We start from the raw sequence: 711 nt of genomic DNA, 5'->3' as shown, positions 1-711 counted from the left end.
ATAAGGCTACTTTTTCTGGGTCTTGTTCATAGTAGGTGTGGTTCTTTTTTTCGAGTGTAGCCCATAGCTTTGAGYGCATAGTGGATGGTAGTTGGATGACAGCCAAAKTCAGAAGCTATTTCAGTCAAATAAGCGTCTGGATTGTCAGTAAGATAGTTTTTAAGTCTATCTCTATCAACTTTTCTTGGTTTTGTTCCTTTTACTTGGTGGTTTAGCTCTCCYGTTTTCTCTTTTAGCTTTAACCAGCCATAAATGGTATTACGTGAGATTTGGAAAACGTGTGATGCTTCTGTTATACTACCTGTTCGCTCACAATAAGAGAGAACTTTTTTACGAAAATCTATTGAATATGCCATAAGAAGATTATACCACATTGTGTACTATTTTTGGTTCATTTTACTATATCACTTTGGACTATATCGGTCTAGTTATGTCTAAACGATTATAGCTGGATACTAAGAGAAATCAAAAAAGCACTAAAGGAGAACGTCCCAAAGTGCTTAATATCAAGGCCTCAAAGCCTGTCTTATTCAATAAAATATTACAACATCTTGTTGTAGAATTCAACGACAAGTGCTTCGTTGATTTCTGGGTTGATAACGTCCCAAAGTGCTTAATATCAAGGCCTCAAAGCCTGTCTTATTCAATAAAATATTACAACATCTTGTTGTAGAATTCAACGACAAGTGCTTCGTTGATTTCTGGGTTGAT

Annotated in this window: 1 pseudogene; it reads right to left on the bottom strand. The window is 35.7% G+C overall.

Going from position 1 to position 711, the window contains the following annotated elements:
• Positions 1-356 (bottom strand): annotated as a pseudogene (locus EDI28_RS26160) (IS630 family transposase); the annotation flags it as partial.
• Between the last annotated feature and the right edge of the window lie 355 nt (positions 357-711).

The organism is Photobacterium chitinilyticum, assembly GCF_004104355.1.
Classification (GTDB): domain Bacteria; phylum Pseudomonadota; class Gammaproteobacteria; order Enterobacterales; family Vibrionaceae; genus Photobacterium; species Photobacterium chitinilyticum.
Note: the sequence above shows the minus strand (reverse complement) of the source record. Positions and strands in the feature narration are given on the sequence as shown.